9 protein-coding genes are annotated in these 17,802 nt (G+C 48.0%); 8 read left to right on the forward strand and 1 reads right to left on the reverse strand.

Annotation, left to right across the window (positions count from 1 at the left end):
• Positions 1 to 598: 598 nt before the first annotated feature.
• Positions 599 to 1,480 (reverse strand): carboxylating nicotinate-nucleotide diphosphorylase, encoded by an 882-nt coding sequence (gene nadC, locus CBX96_RS11685; RefSeq protein ID WP_088211949.1) that lies wholly within the window; start codon positions 1,478 to 1,480, stop codon positions 599 to 601.
• Between the two features lie 250 nt (positions 1,481 to 1,730).
• Here nadC and ampD point away from each other — a divergent pair, with 250 nt between their 5' ends.
• The 8 genes from ampD to CBX96_RS11725 all read left to right on the forward strand — a co-directional run bounded on the left by ampD (position 1,731) and on the right by CBX96_RS11725 (position 17,743).
• Complete coding sequence (gene ampD, locus CBX96_RS11690) at positions 1,731 to 2,270, forward strand: 1,6-anhydro-N-acetylmuramyl-L-alanine amidase AmpD (RefSeq protein ID WP_109286816.1); 540 nt, start codon at positions 1,731 to 1,733, stop codon at positions 2,268 to 2,270.
• A gap of 78 nt (positions 2,271 to 2,348) precedes the next feature.
• Complete coding sequence (ampE, locus tag CBX96_RS11695) at positions 2,349 to 3,200, forward strand: beta-lactamase regulator AmpE (RefSeq protein WP_109286817.1); 852 nt, start codon at positions 2,349 to 2,351, stop codon at positions 3,198 to 3,200.
• Between the two features lie 369 nt (positions 3,201 to 3,569).
• Positions 3,570 to 4,322: a pyruvate dehydrogenase complex transcriptional repressor PdhR gene (pdhR, locus tag CBX96_RS11700; protein WP_011070781.1), complete on the forward strand. Its 753-nt coding sequence runs from the start codon at positions 3,570 to 3,572 to the stop codon at positions 4,320 to 4,322.
• Between the two features lie 80 nt (positions 4,323 to 4,402).
• On the forward strand, positions 4,403 to 7,069 hold the full coding sequence (aceE, locus tag CBX96_RS11705; RefSeq protein WP_011621230.1) for a pyruvate dehydrogenase (acetyl-transferring), homodimeric type: 2,667 nt from the start codon (positions 4,403 to 4,405) through the stop codon (positions 7,067 to 7,069).
• A gap of 12 nt (positions 7,070 to 7,081) precedes the next feature.
• Entirely contained in the window at positions 7,082 to 9,118 is a 2,037-nt protein-coding gene (aceF, locus tag CBX96_RS11710) for a pyruvate dehydrogenase complex dihydrolipoyllysine-residue acetyltransferase (RefSeq protein ID WP_109286818.1), read from the forward strand.
• Positions 9,119 to 9,267: 149 nt separating this feature from the next.
• Positions 9,268 to 10,695, forward strand: a complete 1,428-nt coding sequence (gene lpdA / locus CBX96_RS11715; protein WP_011715641.1) for a dihydrolipoyl dehydrogenase — start codon at positions 9,268 to 9,270, stop codon at positions 10,693 to 10,695.
• A 137-nt stretch (positions 10,696 to 10,832) separates the two neighbouring features.
• Positions 10,833 to 15,296 carry an EAL domain-containing protein gene (locus CBX96_RS11720; protein WP_109286819.1) on the forward strand — a complete coding sequence of 1,488 codons (4,464 nt, stop codon included), beginning with the start codon at positions 10,833 to 10,835 and terminating at the stop codon, positions 15,294 to 15,296.
• A gap of 230 nt (positions 15,297 to 15,526) precedes the next feature.
• Entirely contained in the window at positions 15,527 to 17,743 is a 2,217-nt protein-coding gene (locus tag CBX96_RS11725; RefSeq protein ID WP_181382195.1) for a patatin-like phospholipase family protein, read from the forward strand.
• The last annotated feature ends 59 nt before the right edge of the window (positions 17,744 to 17,802 follow it).

Raw genomic sequence — 17,802 nt, forward strand, 5'->3', positions numbered from 1 at the left:
CTAAAAATTTGACATTAATACGTATTGCGTTCTAACAAAAGTTTGACGTTATTACTTATGTTGACGTTATTCGATTTATTGTCAAAACATCGACACTCTTTATCTATTCGAGGCCAAAATATAGTGATTAAAATAAAAGTTCAATAAATCAATAGATTGATAATTATATCCGAGAGGGTGAATGATACGTGATGCTTTTTTAAAGCATTTTAAATCAGTGGATTACGATTGTTTTTTGTATATTTACTTTGTGGTCAAAGACTTGTGAAGGGGGGCGAATTGCCTGGGTATTTTAGTTAAAACGCGATATAACAGTTTTTAGCGAACTTTTAATAATCATATGTATTGCAGCAGTGTTCATCGTGTCGTTTGATTTTACTCGAATTGATGTAAAACTTTGTATTTACGAAATGCGATTAAAACTAAAGTGCTACAACTAATACTATTCTGATGATGTAAATCAAATAGTTTGGTATGAATTAACTACCGTTTGAAAAAAGCGGCTTAGTGTTAAGCCGCTTTGGGTTTTGGATTACTCAAAGTTGGATATCTAGTGAGCTAAAGTGCTATTGATAGCCCAAGCTTGGATCCAATAAGACTAAGACTTGAGTCTGAGTGAGAGATCGAGGGCGCGAACGTGCTTTGTGAGTGCGCCGACAGAGATATAGTCAACCCCAGTTTTGGCAAATTCAGCTAAGGTATCTAAGGTGACATTACCTGAGACTTCCAGCTTGGCGCCGCTACCTTTCGCTTTGTATTGATTATTCAGCTCAACAGCTTCAACCATCATGGTGATGTCAAAGTTATCTAGCATAATGATGTCTGTGCCTGAATCTAGCGCTAATGCGAGCTCTTCTAAGGATTCGACTTCAACTTCTACGGGTTTATTTGGATGCAAGCTGCGCGCAGCATCCACCGCTTGGCGAATGCCACCGCAGGCCATTATGTGGTTTTCTTTAATTAAGAAGGCATCAAACAAACCAATTCGATGGTTTTTACCGCCGCCACAGGTGACTGCGTATTTTTGAGCCGTGCGTAGCCCAGGGATGGTTTTGCGAGTATCGAGTAAGCGTGTGTGAGTGCCCGCTAACTTATCCACATAATGTTTTGTCAGCGTCGCGACTCCTGACAAGGTCTGAATAAAGTTCATCGCAGTGCGCTCGCCCGTAAGGATAGTGCGGGCAGGGCCTGATAGTTCACATAATACTTGGTTTGGTAGCACGAGATCGCCATCATCAACATGCCAGTGCAGTGCGACTTCGCCACCTAATTGGTTGAAGACTTGTTCGGCCCAAGCCTTTCCGCAAAAAACACCTTCTTCGCGGGTGATTAAGGTCGCTTCGGCATATTTATCAGCAGGAATAAGTTGGGCGGTAATATCGCCGTAGGCAATGGCTTTGCTGTGCTCGTTGATCTCGGTTCCACCAAGGTCTTCATTGAGGGCGGTTTTTACGGCGTGGCGAATATCGTTCTCTAGCATGATTGGGTCCTTGCATTCTTGCATGCCATAGGAGGCGTGCTTGAAATTGCTTGCTTGCATTTAGGGCTAAGATTACCACCTAGTGCGGGTGATAAAAAGTCACAGGGAGTGGGCCGATTGATATTATCCTGCTAACTGATGATGGTTTGGGGCGTGGCTGGTTATTTCACCTTTGTCATTGAATTGCATATATTCAGTCACTTAATGCTGTTAGAGTAGTGGCATTATGCCTGTAATATAGGAAGAGCTTATGCGCTTTGATGCCGGATGGTTTTCCTCGGCTCGACGCTGTGAGTCACCGCATTTTAACCGTCGCCCATTTGGGGAAATTAGCCTGTTGGTGATCCACAATATCAGTCTGCCTGCGGGATGCTTTGGACTTCCCTATATTGATCAATTATTTCAAGGGTGTTTAGATACCAAAGCCGATGAAAGTTTCGCCGATTTAGCGGGGCTACAAGTGTCAGCACATTTTTTAATTCGCCGCGATGGTGAATGTGTGCAGTATGTCAGTTGCGAAGATAGAGCCTGGCACGCAGGCGTATCTCGTTATGGCGAAAGGGAAAATTGTAATGATTTCTCTATCGGTATCGAGCTTGAAGGCACAGATACTGAGCCCTATACTGCGGCCCAATATCAGCAGCTCACAGAGTTGACTCGGGCCTTATTAGCGCAGTATTCCGCATTAACAACACAGCGGATTGTGGGGCATTGTGACATTGCACCGATGCGCAAGACGGATCCAGGCCCAAGCTTCGATTGGGAAAGGTATTTAACCGCGTTAGGCTAGAAGCAAAGAGGAGCAAGCGAAGGGGATATTTTTTGAACACCCTGAGCGTTTCCGGCTTTTTTACAAGGAGTATTACCGATGGCATTATTTTCATTACTGGTCGCCATTCTTGTGGAACGATTAAAGTTCCTTCCCGCTTCGTGGCAGAGCGATCGCATACTGCAATCCTATCAATCCACTTTCTTTGGTGACAAAGCCTCGTTAACCAATACCAGTATGTTGCTCGCCTTAGTATTACCAGCCTTGGTAGTGCATGTTTTGGGTTGGGTTGCGTCTGGCATGTTCTGGGGCTTGCTAACCCTTGCTCTGTGGGTGATGGTGGCAATTATTTGCTTTAATCATCAAAAACAGCGCGATTGTTTTAAAAAGTATATGCAGGCGGCGTGTCGCTCCGATGTACAAGCCTGTTACCACTATGCCGCCGAATTAGATTGCAGTGAGTGTTTAGATGCGGTGTCTGAAAAAGACTTAGGCGCTAAGGTCGGGCAGAGTGTTGCCTGGATTAACTATCGTTATTATGGCGCAGTGGCATTATGCTTTATCTTCCTAGGCCCGGTTGGCGCAGTCTTATATTGCACCGCGCGCTTTTATGCCGAAGAGAATGTGCGTAAATCCCTTAACCTACCGCTTATCGAAGATATTATGTTTGTGCTGGATTGGATCCCAAGCCGGGTATTTTCCTTTGGCTATGCGCTCAGCGGTCAGTTTAGTGAAGGGCTATCGGCGTGGCGTGATCATGCTTTAAATATCCATGCGAGTGCGAGACGAGTGGTGACAGAAACGGCGTTAGCCTCTCAGCCGCTGCCAGAGGAGTCGAGTGCACCAGTTTGTGTACAATCGACCTTAGCATTATTAGTCTTAAGTAAACGCAACTTTACGCTGATGGTTGCTGTACTGTCGCTGTTGACCATTTTTGGCTTAGTGACTTAAGCCGTAGTCGCCACGTGACATTTTATAGAAGGAATGGGTGAAGGTGATTCGCCAATTCCTTTTTTGTTTTTAGGGCGTTTAAACCGACATTTTTGCTACGTCACAGAATGCTATTTCGCCACTGTATTTTGGAATGATTTTCGGTGAAAATGCCGTTTACTCAGAGGCTTATTTGGCATTCATTTACTTATGTCAAATGGTCTGACCCCATAGTGACATTTTTAGGCTATGCTCTCACATCGTGAGCGGTTTTGAATGGGATCACCTTTTAAGGTCGATTTTCAATCTAGACATCAAAAGTGTGATTTGATAAAGTGCGCTCACTCATAAAAATTGGTAAGACCAATTTACAACGGAGCTGAGCGCCTAATGGCCTATAGTAAAATTAATCAGCCAAAAATTTCTGATGTGATCATGGCGCAACTCGAGCAGATGATCCTCGAAGGCAGTTTACAGCCGGGTCAGAAATTACCGCCGGAGCGCGAACTGGCCATCCAGTTTGAAGTGTCTCGCCCTTCACTGCGTGAAGCCATCCAAAAGCTTGAGGCGAAAGGGCTATTAATGCGCCGTCAAGGCGGCGGTACTTATGTCAAAGAACAACTCTGGCAGAGCCTTGCCGATCCTATCGTTGAATTAATGACTGCCGATCCAGAAAGCCAATACGACTTGCTGGAATTCCGTCATGCGACCGAAGGCATGATGGCCTATTTTGCCGCATTACGTGGCACAGACGCCGATATGCAGAATATCAAGCGTATGATCCTTGAGGTGGAAGCCGCCACCAATATCGAACAACAAGCCGCCGCGATTGTGCGTTTCTATCGCGCCGTCGCCGAAGCGTCACACAATGTGGCTATGTTGCATCTCGTACTCAGTTTAACCCCTGTGCTGCATAAGAATGTGGCGCAAAACCTGGAGCTTTTAAGCCGCCGCGAAGAAGCCTCCACTATGGCCAACGATCACAGACGTGCTCTGCTCGCTGCTATCGTTCGTCGTGATCCTGAAGCCGCCAGAGAAGCCTCGAATGAACATTTAAGTTACATCGAAGAGGTGATGTTATCTGTGCGGGAAGAAGATAGCCGGTTGCAGCGAAGTTTGCGCCGTTTAAAGAGTGGCGCTTAAGTTCCCGACTTTAGCACTCGCTAAAGCGGAATATGCCGCAAACACCATTCATCATCATGTATATAGAGAAGGACAGTGTCATGTCTGAAGATATGCTACAAGACTTAGATCCGTTAGAGACTCAGGAATGGGTTGACGCCCTGCAAGCTGTATTAGAACAGGAAGGCCCTGAACGCGCCCATTTCTTATTAGAGAAACTGATCGATAAAGCCCGTCGCAATGGCACGCACTTGCCTTACACTGCGACCACGGCCTATTTGAACACCATTCCTGCGGGTCAAGAGCCGCACATGCCAGGCAACCAAGAGATGGAACGTCGCATTCGCGCCATCATCCGTTGGAACGCCTTAGCTATGGTTCTGCGTGGTTCTAAGAAAGATTTAGAGTTAGGCGGCCATATTTCGAGTTTCGCGTCGAGCGCAACCATTTATGACGTGTGCTTCAACCACTTCTTCCGCGCGCCAAACGAGAAAGACGGCGGCGACTTAGTGTATTTCCAAGGCCATATCGCTCCGGGTATCTACGCGCGTTCATTCTTGGAAGGTCGTTTAACTGAAGATCAACTGGCTAACTTCCGTCAAGAAGTGGATGGCAAAGGTTTATCTTCTTATCCGCACCCTAAGTTGATGCCTGACTACTGGCAATTCCCAACGGTTTCTATGGGCTTAGGTCCAATCCAAGCGATTTACCAAGCTCGCTTCTTAAAATACCTGACTGACCGTGGTCTGAAAGATTGTTCTGACCAAACCGTTTACTGCTTCTTAGGTGACGGTGAGTGTGACGAGCCAGAAGCCTTAGGTGCTATCGGTTTAGCTGCCCGTGAAGAATTAGACAACCTAGTCTTCATTATCAACTGTAACCTGCAACGTCTGGACGGCCCAGTACGCGGTAACGGTAAGATCATCCAAGAACTGGAAGGCGAATTCCGCGGCGCAGGCTGGGAAGTGGTGAAAGTGATTTGGGGTCGTTACTGGGATCCATTATTGGCCCGCGATACCAGCGGTAAGTTACTGCAGTTAATGGAAGAAACCGTTGACGGTGAATACCAAAACTGTAAAGCCAAAGGTGGCGCTTATACTCGCGAACACTTCTTCGGCAAATACCCAGAAACCGCCGAAATGGTGGCGAACATGTCAGATGATGACATTTGGCGCTTAAACCGTGGTGGTCATGACCCAGTTAAAGTGTACGCGGCATTAGACCATGCGCGTAAGACTAAAGGTCGTCCAACTGTGATCCTAGCGAAAACCGTTAAAGGTTACGGTCTAGGTGATGCGGGTGAAGGTAAGAACATCGCGCACAACGTGAAGAAAATGGGTATCGAGTCTATCCGTTACTTCCGCGATCGTTTCAATATCCCCATTCCAGACGATCAATTAGAAGATCTGCCGTTCTACCACCCAGGTCCAGATTCGGAAGAAGTGAAGTACATGATGAGCCGTCGTGCCGAGCTGCATGGCAGCGTGCCACAACGTCGTGAGAAGTTCAGCGAAGAGCTGGAAATTCCATCACTGAAGATTTTCGACTCGATTCTGCAGGGTTCTAACGGCCGTGAAATTTCGTCAACGATGGCGTTTGTTCGCGTACTGACAGCACTGTTAAAAGACAAGAAGATTGGCAAAAACATTGTGCCAATTATTCCTGATGAAGCGCGTACCTTCGGTATGGAAGGTCTGTTCCGTCAAGTGGGTATTTATGCTCACGAAGGCCAAAAATACGTTCCGCAAGACTCTGACCAAGTGGCTTACTACCGTGAAGATAAGTCAGGCCAAGTACTGCAGGAAGGTATTAACGAATTAGGTGCTATGTCATCTTGGGTATCGGCAGCGACCAGCTACTCAGTGAACGATGTACCAATGATCCCATTCTACATCTACTACTCAATGTTTGGTTTCCAACGTATTGGCGACATGGCTTGGGCCGCGGGTGATATGCGTGCACGCGGCTTCTTAGTCGGTGGTACGTCTGGCCGTACAACCTTAAACGGTGAAGGTCTGCAGCATCAGGACGGTCACAGCCACGTACTGGCTAACACCATTCCTAACTGTATTACCTACGATCCAACTTACGGTTATGAAATTGCTGTTGTGGTACAAGATGGTATTCGTCGTATGTACGGCGAGAATCAAGAAGATATCTTCTACTACCTGACCACAATGAACGAAAACTACGAGCAGCCAGCCATGCCAGAAGGCGCAGAAGTTGGCATCGTTAAAGGTATCTACAAGTTAGAAACCGTTGCCGGCTCGGGTAAAGGCAAAGTTCAGTTAATGAGCTGTGGCACCATTCTTGAGCAAACCCGCAAAGCGGCTCAAGCACTGGCAAAAGACTTCGGTATCACTGCCGACGTATTCAGCGTAACCAGCTTCAACGAACTGACTCGCGATGGTCAAGCGGTTGAGCGTTGGAACATGCTGCACCCAACTGAAACGCCAAAACAAGCGTATATCAGCCAAGTGATCTCCAGTGATGCGCCTGCAATCGCAGCGACTGACTACATGAAGATCTACGGTGAGCAGTTACGTGCATACATGCCAACCGATTACAAAGTGTTAGGTACTGACGGTTTCGGTCGTTCAGACAGCCGTGACAACCTGCGTCACCACTTCGAAGTGGACGCTAAGTTCATCGTTATCGCGGCACTGAAGTCACTGGTTGATCGTAAAGAGCTGCCTGTTGATGTGTTAGCGAATGCCATCAAGGAATACGGCATCGACGCTGACAAGATCAATCCACAGTACGCGTAAGAGGCAATAAAAATGGCTGAATTAAAAGAAGTTTTTGTTCCTGATATCGGCGGCGATGAAGTACAGGTTATCGAAATCTGTGCTTCTGTGGGCGATACCTTAGCAGCGGAAGAGTCGATTCTGACCGTTGAAAGCGACAAGGCGACCATGGACATTCCTGCGCCTTTCGCCGGTGTGTTAGCCGAATTGAAAGTGGCCGTCGGTGACAAAGTCAGCGAAGGTACCTTAATTGCGATGATGCAAACAGCGGGCACAGCTAATGTTCAAGCTGCGCCAGTTGCTCAAGCTGCCGCTCCTGCGCCAGCTCCAGTACAAGCGGCTCCTGCCCCTGTGGCTGCCGCGCCAGCCACGGGTGCAACCCAAGTGGTTGAAACTAAGGTTGTCGAAATCAGTGTGCCGGATATCGGTGGTGACACCGATGTGTCTGTCATCGAAGTCTTAGTCGCCGCTGGCGATAAGATTGAGGTTGACGCTGGCCTTATCACGCTTGAAACCGACAAAGCGACCATGGACGTACCATCGCCATTCGCGGGTGTGGTAAAAGAAGTGAAAGTGGCAGTGGGTGACAAGGTTTCTCAAGGCTCATTAGTGATCATGCTCGAAGTGGGCGGCGCGGCACCTGCTGCAGCGCCACAAGCGAGCGCACCAGCAGCCTCTGCACCTGTCGCTCAAGCGGCTCCTGCTGCGCCTGTTGCTCCAGTAGCAGCTGCAGCACCAGTGGTTGCGGTTAAAGAAATCCAAGTGCCTGATATTGGTGATGCGAGCAATGTCGATGTGATCGAAGTGCTCGTGTCTGTGGGCGATGACATTACAGTTGATCAAGGTTTAATTACCCTTGAAACCGATAAAGCGACCATGGAAGTTCCAGCGCCATTCGCCGGTAAACTGTTGTCGTTAACCGTTAAAGTGGGTGACAAGGTTTCTCAAGGTAGCGTGATTGCGACGATTGAAACTACTTCTGTTGCAACAGCAAGTGCAGGTAGTGCGCCAGCGCCAGTAGCTCAAGCCGCAGCGCCAGCACCAGTTGCCCAAGAAGCGGCACCGGCGCCTGTTGCAGCCGCTCCTAGCCGTCCACCAGTTCCACATCACCCAAGTGCGGGTGCGCCAGTGGCAACCGGTGTGGTTCATGCATCTCCTGCGGTTCGCCGTTTGGCCCGTGAATTTGGTGTGGACCTCACTCAAGTGACAGGTTCTGGCCGTAAAGGTCGCATCATGAAGGAAGACGTACAGGCGTATGTGAAGTACGAACTGTCTCGTCCTAAGGCGACAGCAGCAACTTCAGTTGCAGCGGGTAACGGTGGTGGTCTGCAAGTGATTGCTGCACCGAAAGTGGATTTCAGCAAGTTTGGTGAAGTGGAAGAGATTCCATTGAGCCGCATCCAGAAGATCTCTGGTCCAAACCTGCACCGTAACTGGGTAACCATTCCTCACGTGACTCAGTTCGATGAAGCTGATATCACCGAAATGGAAGAGTTCCGTAAGCAGCAGAACGACGCGGCGGCGAAGAAGAAAGCCGATTATAAGATCACTCCGCTGGTCTTTATGATGAAAGCCGTGGCGAAAACGCTGCAACAGTTCCCAGTGTTCAACTCAAGCTTAAGCAGCGACGGTGAATCACTGATCCAGAAGAAGTACTACCACATCGGTGTGGCGGTTGATACGCCAAACGGTCTAGTAGTACCTGTGGTGCGTGATGTGGATAAGAAAGGCATTATCGAGTTATCTCGTGAGCTGGCCGATATTTCTATCCGCGCCCGTGACGGTAAGCTCAAATCTGCCGATATGCAGGGCAGCTGCTTCACTATTTCAAGCCTAGGTGGCATTGGTGGTACTGCGTTTACCCCAATCGTTAACTACCCAGACGTGGCGATTTTAGGTGTGTCTAAATCTGAAATTAAGCCTAAATGGAATGGTAAAGAGTTCGAGCCTAAATTGATGTTGCCACTGTCGCTATCATACGATCACCGCGTGATCGATGGTGCTATGGCTGCACGCTTTAGCGTGACCCTGTCAGGAATTCTGTCCGATATTCGTACTTTGATTCTGTAAACAAATAAGGCTGCTCATCTTGAGTGGCCTTTTGTTTATTGTGATCAGTATCAAACACAGGTTAAAATGCGCCCACCTTACGCGCTGGCGCATTTTCGGTTGGCAGGATTACTCTCCTCCAACGGATTGAATGAGAATTAGAGGAAAACATGAGTAACGAAATCAAAACTCAGGTAGTGGTATTAGGTGCAGGTCCTGCGGGATATTCTGCTGCCTTCCGTGCGGCTGACTTAGGTCTGGAAACCGTTATCGTTGAACGTTTTAGCACTTTAGGTGGCGTGTGTCTGAACGTGGGTTGTATCCCATCTAAAGCCCTGTTACACGTTGCTAAAGTGATCGAAGAAGCCAAAGCCGTTGCTGCACACGGTGTTGTGTTCGGCGAGCCAACAATCGATTTAGACAAGTTACGCAGCTTCAAGCAAAAAGTGATCAGCCAGTTGACTGGTGGCTTAGGCGGCATGTCTAAAATGCGTAAAGTAAACGTTGTTAATGGCTTCGGTAAATTTACTGGCCCTAACAGCTTAGAAGTGACCGCTGAAGACGGTACTGTGACTGTCGTTAAGTTTGACCAAGCGATCATCGCTGCGGGTTCTCGCCCAATCAAACTGCCATTCATTCCCCATGAAGACCCACGTATTTGGGATTCGACCGACGCATTAGAACTGAAAGAAGTTCCTGGCAAACTGCTGGTCATGGGCGGCGGTATCATCGGTTTAGAAATGGGTACTGTTTACTCTTCTCTGGGCAGTGAAATCGACGTGGTTGAAATGTTCGACCAAGTGATCCCTGCGGCTGACAAAGACGTCGTTCGCGTATTCACTAAGCAAATCAAGAAGAAATTCAACCTGATCCTCGAAACTAAAGTGACAGCGGTTGAAGCCCGTGAAGACGGTATCTACGTTTCGATGGAAGGTAAGAGCGCGCCAACTGAGCCAGTACGTTACGATGCAGTGTTAGTTGCTATCGGTCGTACACCAAATGGCAAGCTGATCGACGCTGAAAAAGCGGGCGTTAAGATCGATGAGCGTGGTTTCATCAACGTAGACAAGCAATTACGTACAAACGTACCGCACATCTACGCAATCGGTGACATCGTTGGTCAACCAATGTTGGCTCACAAAGGCGTGCACGAAGGCCACGTTGCGGCCGAAGTGATCGCGGGTATGAAGCACTACTTCGATCCAAAAGTCATCCCATCAATCGCTTACACAGACCCTGAAGTGGCCTGGGTTGGTCTGACTGAGAAAGAAGCTAAAGAGCAAGGTATTGCTTACGAAACAGCGACTTTCCCATGGGCTGCTTCTGGTCGTGCAATCGCTTCTGATTGTAGCGAAGGTATGACTAAGCTGATTTTCGATAAAGACACTCACCGCGTAATCGGTGGTGCTATCGTGGGTGTGAACGGTGGCGAACTGTTAGGCGAGATTGGTCTGGCAATCGAAATGGGTTGTGATGCTGAAGATTTAGCATTAACTATCCACGCTCACCCAACGCTGCACGAGTCAGTGGGTCTAGCGGCTGAAATCTACGAAGGTTCTATTACTGACTTGCCAAACCCAAAGGCAAAGAAAAAGTAATTTAGCCGAGCTACAAAAAGCGCCTTAAGGGCGCTTTTTTATTGTCTTGAGAAAATTGTAACGCTAATGTGAATAAGCGGGTGAATTGAGGCTTTTGAACTGCTACAGTACAACTATGGTATGAAGTAAGTCATCAAATGCAAACAAGAATAACTAAAACACTTCTGGCATGTTTCATCCTTTTTGTCTCTGGTCTGAACATGGTTTGGGCTGGTGGATTTGTGCAACGTGTTTTCACCGACCGAGATGGATTAGCCGCCACCAGTATCCGTGGCTTGACCTTAGATGACCATGGTTTTGTCTGGGCGGCGACCGAGCAAGGCTTATATCGCGTTAGTAATTCTAAGGTCAGACGCATAGACAAAACGGGCAGCGAGTCCCGCCTTGCGGATGATTTCCTCAACTCAGTGGTCAACGTCGGGCAAGACAAGCTGCTGGTCAGCACCAACGCAGCGCTGTATCTCTACGATATCCGTGGCAATCAATTTACGCTGTTTGGCTCACCCGATTTGTTCCCGCACTTTTCAGGTGGCGCCATGCTGTCAGCGGCGCGGATGGATGCCCAGCGTTGGCTATTGCTGATTGATAATGGTCAGATTTATCAATATTCCCCTGCGACTTCTGAACTCACTCTGGTGACTCAACTGGCGGTTAATCGCGATCTGCCTTGGCGCAAGTTATTGGTGCTCCCCAATGAGCAAATCCTGCTGGCTGGGCAATTTGATTTATTGCTGCTAGATAAGTCAGGTAAAACCCTCAGCAAATACCCATGGACTGAGTCTATGGGAAGCATTCTCGATATGCTTGAGGATACGAAACACCGCGTATGGTTGGCGACGAGCCGTGGCGTGTATCGTTTCGAGCCAAGCACACAACAACTTGAGCCCGTGCCTGAATTACCCGATTGGAGCACTGTGATTGTTGAAGACCCTAAAGGCTCGCTATGGTTTACCAGTCGTTTTGGCCTATTGAAATGGTCGCCAGAGACTCACCAGATTGAGAATTATCAGGAGGAGCTGAAAAAGCAGGCCAATATGGAAATCCTCAAGGCCATGCTGTTCGATGATTCGGGTTTGATGTGGGTGGGTGGTTCTGGCGATGGCTTGGCGCTGCTGGCATCTCAGCCCGATTTTATCTTAGAGACCTATACCGCAGATAAACCCTACGCACTGGGCGATGCCATGATTTGGTCGGTGTTTGCTGCACCTGAAGGGCTCTGGCTTGGCTCATCCAATGTGATGTTTATTGCCAAAGATACGCAGCAAACCATAGATATCCCGATTGAAGGTTTACTGCCCCACGAGAGTATTTACGATATTAGGGCATTTGCCGAGCATTACTTGTTGGTCTCAAGCACGGGTGGCCTGTTTGTGGTTGATAGAACAAGCTTTAAGGGCGAGAGCTTTGCAAAGTGGATCAATGGGCAAGATGAATTTAAAAATAAGCTGGTTTATCGCACTTATGTCGACCCGCTGTTAAAAGGGCGGGTGTGGATCGCCAGCTCCACCGGCCTGTATTTTTGGGAGGCCGATTTAAAAACACCGCAGGCATTTAATATCGACAAGCCTGCTAAAGATGCGGTGGAACCCAAGCGTCCGGCGATTAGAACCTTGTATCGCGCCTCCGACGGTAAGCTGTGGATTGGTGGTAAGCGGGTTTTTGGTTATTTGGATGAGGCGAATGAGTTCCACGATCAGCGAAGCCTATTCAATGGCTTGAGCGCCATGCCCACCGTTAGCCATATCGAAGAAATGTCGCCAGGGGTGATGTGGTTTGGTTCCTACGAAAAGGGCTTATTCGAGTATCACCTCAACAGCAGTGAACTGGTTTCGCTGACTGCGCTGTGGCAAGTGAACTGCAGCTCAGTGTTTTTTATCCAAAAGACGTCTAAAGCTAATCTGGTGGCCTGCGCTGATTCTCTGATCCGCCAAGATGTAGCAACCGGCCATATCGCCATGTTTAACCAACTCGATGGGCTGATTTCCGATGAAATGAATGAAGGAGCTTACTTCTATTCGCCCGAGTTTGGTCTATATCTTGGCACCCCGGAAGGGGTTATGCACTTGGATGTGGATAAGCTGGTCAACCGGATCACCGATGACCATGTGATGCTCGAGTCTGTGTCTGTCTATTACGATAACAGCACCGAAGTTTCCCTATTGCCTCAACCCATGATGGTAATTAAACCCGATGCCAACATGGTAAGTTTACAGATCACTAACCTCGATTATCTCGATGATTCGCCGATTCAATTTAAATATCGACTGCGCTACCAAGGGGAAGAAGATAACTATGTACTGCTGCAAGGCGAGTCACAGATAAACCTCACTGGACTGGCGGCGGGCGAGTATGGGCTGGAGATTTTAAGTCAGGTGAATGGGATTTGGTCGGATAAACCCTTCGCATATCCGTTCTATGTTGAGCAGCATTGGTGGTTGACCCAGGGCTTTAAGGGCATCTTGCTACTGATTTTTTCGATCATCGCATTGAGTTTAGCCTGGTATCGTCAGCGACAAGTTCGGACCTTTATGACGATGAACCAAGCGTTGACCGAGAGTGACGACCGTTTGCGTCAGTCCCTGCGTGGGAGCGATTCCGATCTCTGGGAATGGCATAGAGATACCCAGAGCTTTTACCTCGATAACCGTGGCGCCGTGCTAGGTAACCATGCCAATGAGATTGTGGTGACCCTCGAAACTCTCCCCGTCCACCCTGAGGATAGGGATAAAGCCTTAGGTCAGTGGAATAGTATGTTAGCGGGTGAAGTCGACCGTTTTGAGGCTGAATATCGTTATCAACGCCGCAGTGGTAATTGGGGCTGGTTAAGGGTGCGGGGCCGCCCGGTGTCGCGCAATCGCACTACCCACGAGATTGAACGGGTTGCGGGGATTTATAGCGACATTACCCTGCAGCGTCAGCTAGAGGATGAAATTAATCTCCTCGCCCAAGCCTTTGAAAACACCTCAGAAGGGGTGTTGATCTTAGATGTGGATGAAAATATTCGGGTGGCGAACCATGCGGCGCAGCAAATTATTGGCTCCGAGCAGCATGATCTCGTCGGACAATCTTTTTCTCAATTCGTGCAAATGAAGGATGGCCTCTCGACCGAAGTGCATCAGTTACTCGGACAAGACAGTTCGTGGACGGGTGAGCGTGAGTTAGTGGGGCAGAATGGGCTGGTTTGCCCCGTGTGGCTTAACGTCTCTGTGATGCAGTCGACGAGTGATAGCTCAGTACACTATGTGATTGTCTTTTCGGATATTACCGAGCGAAAACGTACCGAGGCGGATCTGAGGCGATTGGCGAATTATGATGTGTTAACAGGGCTGCCAAACCGCTCACTGTTTTCGAGCCGGTTATTGCAATCGATTCAGACCGCGCAGCAGACTGGTGAAAAGCTGGCGCTTTTATTTCTCGACCTCGACCGCTTTAAACATGTAAACGACTCCTATGGCCACAGCATGGGCGATGCCTTGCTGGTCGAAGCCTCCAACCGCTTGCAGTCTTGCATCGGCAGTGAGCATTTGCTGTGTCGTTTTGGCGGCGATGAGTTTGTGATCCTGCTGAGAAATGCCAATAACTTAAATGAGATAAACCACATTGCCGAGCGGTTACTCGCGCAAATTGTGGCGCCTTTTAAATTGTTTGGTCGGGAGTTTTATATCTCCACTAGTATCGGCATCAGTATTTGGCCCGACGATGCGGTGCAGCCCGAAGCCTTTATTAAAAATGCTGACCTTGCCATGTACCACGCTAAAGAAGAGGGGCGTGGCAACTTTAAATATTATTCGTCGGAGCGTAATGCCCAAGCCTTATACCATTTGCGCTTGGAAGCAGATTTACGTAAGGCCATCGAGCGGGAAGAGTTTGAGCTCTATTATCAGCCGCAGATTGATATTTTACGGGGCGATAAATTTATTGGGATGGAAGCCTTAATTCGTTGGCGCCATCCGAAAGAAGGTTATATCCGTCCCGATATTTTTATTAAGGTCGCCGAAGCCTGTGGTTTAGTGGTTGAAATCGACCGCTGGGTATTTCGTCGAGCCTGTTTAGACGGTGCTAAATGGGTAAAACGTTGTGCCACACCGTTTAAATTGTCGGTGAATATTTCGGCGGTACATTTCCGCCAGCCAGATTTTATTGATGGCATAAAGAAAATTTTGGCCGATACACAAATGCCGGCTTCATCCCTCGGGTTAGAAATCACCGAAGGGGTGCTGATGAAGGAAGTGCAAGCGGCGAAAACCCATCTGACTCAGCTTAAAGAGTTGGGAATTGAAGTGGCCATCGACGACTTCGGCACTGGCTATTCTTCGTTGGCATATTTACGTCATTTTGATGTGAACACATTAAAGATCGACCGCTCATTCTTAATTGATATCGCCACTAACTCAGCGGATCAGGCCATTGTCAGCAGTATTATCGAGCTGGCTCGTAACTTAAAATTAACCGTGGTGGCCGAAGGAGTCGAAACCGTTGAACAGTTGGAGCAAGTCTTTAGCCGCGGTTGTTATATTGTGCAGGGCTATTACTTTGCAAAACCTATGTCGGTCACTGACTTTGAGCGGTATTTATTGCAAAAATGTACGTTGAGCTCTTAAGGCTGAGTGTATTCCATCGAGCCGCAGGTACTTTTATTTGCGGCTTTTTTGCTATTATTTTGAGCTGCGTTCGCGGCGTTTAAGCTAATTATTTGACTTAGGCATAAGATGATGTCGTTTATTTTGTATCCCTTACTCACTCATCGGTTCAGATAAAATATCGCTGACGGTTAAATCAATAAATTTGTTAAGATAAGTTGAATTTTTTATCCAATAAAAAGTAGCCCACTATGATGCGTCGAATATTCGCTTCTGTCTTTTTATGTTTACTGTTAACGCCCTTGTATGCGGCTGAACGGCCTAAGGTCGGACTGGTGCTCAGTGGCGGCGGCGCTAAAGGTGCTGCCCATGTTGGCGTGCTTAAAATCCTAGAAGAACATCAGATCCCCGTGGACTATATCGCAGGCACCAGTATCGGCGCTTACGTGGCCGGCATGTATTCATTGGGATACAGTGCTAGCGAAGTCGAAGCCATTATGATGGGCGTCGATTGGGATAGCGGTTATTCGGATACCATTCCGCGTAATGTCTTGAGTTATCGAGATAAACAGTTACGTGATCGTTACAATATTCCCCTCAACATTGGTTACAACGAGGGTGAAGTCCGTGCACCGAGTGGTTTGTTGCGTGGACAAACCATGTCACAGTTATTACGTCAATCGACCGATCTTGTGCAGCAGTTTGGCGATTTTGATGAGCTAGCCATCCCTTATCGTGCCGTCGCAACGGATTTAGAAACCAGTTTACCCGTAGTGCTTAACCATGGCAGTTTAGTCAAAGCCATGCAGGCATCTGCGACTGTGCCGGGTGCGCTGCAGCCAACACAAATCGATGGCAAGTTATTAGTCGATGGCGGAATAGCCAACAATATGCCCGTAGATGTGGTGAAGGCCATGGGCGCGGACATTATCATTGCCGTGGATATCGGCTCTCCTCTGGTGACCAAAGATAAACTCGATAGCACGATTGCGGTGCTCGATCAGTTATCTAACTTCTTGACTAACGCCAGCACCGAAAAGCAAAAGCAGCTGCTAACAGATAGAGACGTGCTGATCCGTCCCGCGATCGATGCCTTAAGCACGACTGACTTTACCATCATGCCTTTGGCCCTCACGCTAGGGAAAGAAGCCGCCAATGGTCAGCTGGATAAATTACAGAGCATGAGCGTCAGCGCCGAAGAATATGCAGCCTATGTTGAAGCCAAGAAGGTTAAGGGCAAAAAATTAATGGCGGATGTGGCGCATCCAATCCAAGAAATTGTGTTCGATAATCAGTCGAAGGTGAGCCTTAACTTATTGAAGGAAACCTTAGATCTCAAAGCCGGCCAAGCCGTGACTAAGGATGAATTGAACGATGCCTTAAAACGCATCTATTCCCTCAATAAGTTTGAGCGCGTGGATGCCGAGTTTGTCGAGTCTGAAGAAGGCCGAGTGCTAACGGTCACCACTCGAGCTAAATCTTGGGGACCAAATTACTTCCAACTCGGATTTAACTGGGAAGACGACTTTAGCACCGAATCAGCCATCAGTTTCGATATGGCCTATACCATGACCGACTTAACCTTTAACGGCGGCGAGTGGCGTAACGAAGTCAAATTAGGCTTTGAAAAATTGTTTGCGACCGAGTTTTATCAACCCTTGGACAGGGATCAGGATTTTTATAGCCGAGCCCGTTATCAATACGATGTCCACAATTGGGATCTATACGATAACAATAACCGCGCCCTGATCTTCGACAAAAAGACCCACACGGTTGAACTGGGGATTGGCTATAACTATGTGTTACAAGGTTTTGTCGAGTTAGGGTTAGTGGCCGAAAAGGGCGTTATTGTTAACGATGCTTGGTTGATTAAGGATTTCGATTTTAAATCCTATGGTGCTTACTTAAGAGCGGGTTACGACAGTTTAGACAGTATCAGCTTCCCGACATCGGGTAACCGTATCACCTTAAACGTCTATGTGCGTAACGAAGATTTTGATGATCTCGTCGATAACAATGAGAACGAATATAGCGTACAGATTGAGGCCGATTGGAAAGGGGCGCTCAGTGTCGGTAATCATGCCTTTGTCGGCAAAGCCTCAGTGGCGACCAACAATAATGATGGCTATAACACGCTACATTTGTCGGATTTAGGTGGTTTCTTAAATCTGTCGGGCTATCACAAGGACTCACTCACTGGCGCCCACAAACTCTTCGGTGCCTTTGTTTATCAGTATGATCTTGGCCGTGATGCGCTGGGGATGACGGATTACCCACTCTATTTGGGTTTAAGCTTAGAGGCGGGGAATGTTTGGTTTGAGCGAGATGAAGTCTCACTCTCGGATCTGATTTACGCCTCAAGTCTATACATAGGCACAGATACCTCGATGGGCCCAGCGGCACTGGGCTTTGGTATTACCGATATGGGGGATAAATCCCTGTATTTATTCATCGGTAAGGCGTTCTAGTTAACGCAAGGGCATGACGAAGGTCATGCCCTTTGTTTTATGTGCTGTCCTATGAGCAT

It is taken from the genome of Shewanella sp. BC20 (assembly GCF_003129585.1).
Classification (GTDB): domain Bacteria; phylum Pseudomonadota; class Gammaproteobacteria; order Enterobacterales; family Shewanellaceae; genus Shewanella; species Shewanella seohaensis.

Excerpts from the sequence above, each read along its gene's own strand:
- CBX96_RS11725 (WP_181382195.1), top strand. The coding sequence starts at position 15,527 with ATGATGCGTCGAATATTCGCTTCTGTCTTTTTATGTTTACTGTTAACG.
- ampE (WP_109286817.1), top strand. The coding sequence starts at position 2,349 with ATGGCATTATTTTCATTACTGGTCGCCATTCTTGTGGAACGATTAAAG.
- aceE (WP_011621230.1), top strand. The coding sequence starts at position 4,403 with ATGTCTGAAGATATGCTACAAGACTTAGATCCGTTAGAGACTCAGGAA.
- aceF (WP_109286818.1), top strand. The coding sequence starts at position 7,082 with ATGGCTGAATTAAAAGAAGTTTTTGTTCCTGATATCGGCGGCGATGAA.
- nadC (WP_088211949.1), bottom strand. The coding sequence starts at position 1,480 with ATGCTAGAGAACGATATTCGCCACGCCGTAAAAACCGCCCTCAATGAA.
- lpdA (WP_011715641.1), top strand. The coding sequence starts at position 9,268 with ATGAGTAACGAAATCAAAACTCAGGTAGTGGTATTAGGTGCAGGTCCT.
- ampD (WP_109286816.1), top strand. The coding sequence starts at position 1,731 with ATGCGCTTTGATGCCGGATGGTTTTCCTCGGCTCGACGCTGTGAGTCA.
- pdhR (WP_011070781.1), top strand. The coding sequence starts at position 3,570 with ATGGCCTATAGTAAAATTAATCAGCCAAAAATTTCTGATGTGATCATG.
- CBX96_RS11720 (WP_109286819.1), top strand. The coding sequence starts at position 10,833 with ATGCAAACAAGAATAACTAAAACACTTCTGGCATGTTTCATCCTTTTT.